The organism is Achromobacter sp. SIMBA_011 (assembly GCF_046535435.1).
Taxonomy (GTDB): Bacteria; Pseudomonadota; Gammaproteobacteria; order Burkholderiales; family Burkholderiaceae_B; genus Achromobacter; species Achromobacter dolens.
Genome location: NZ_JAWRWN010000865.1, coordinates 1 through 253, shown reverse-complemented (window position 1 = coordinate 253; position 253 = coordinate 1). Strand labels below are relative to the sequence as shown.

1 pseudogene is annotated in these 253 nt (G+C 69.2%); it reads left to right on the top strand.

From position 1 onward, the window contains the following. Positions 1-253, top strand: a pseudogene (locus tag SB816_RS33465) (thioredoxin); the annotation flags it as partial.

Below are 253 nucleotides of genomic sequence, written 5' to 3'. Positions count from 1 at the left end.
CGCGATGCCGACAACGTCGCCGAAGCGCTCGAGCGCTTCGGCATCCGCTATCCGGTTGCGCAGGACAACCACTACGACACCTGGCGCGCGTACGGCAACCAGTACTGGCCCGCGCTGTACCTGATCGACGCGAGCGGCAAGGTGGTCTACACGCGGTACGGCGAAGGCGGGTACGACACGACGGAAGCCGCGATCCGCGCCGCGCTCGCGCAAGCACATGCGGCCACCGACGCGACGCAACGCGCGACGCGCA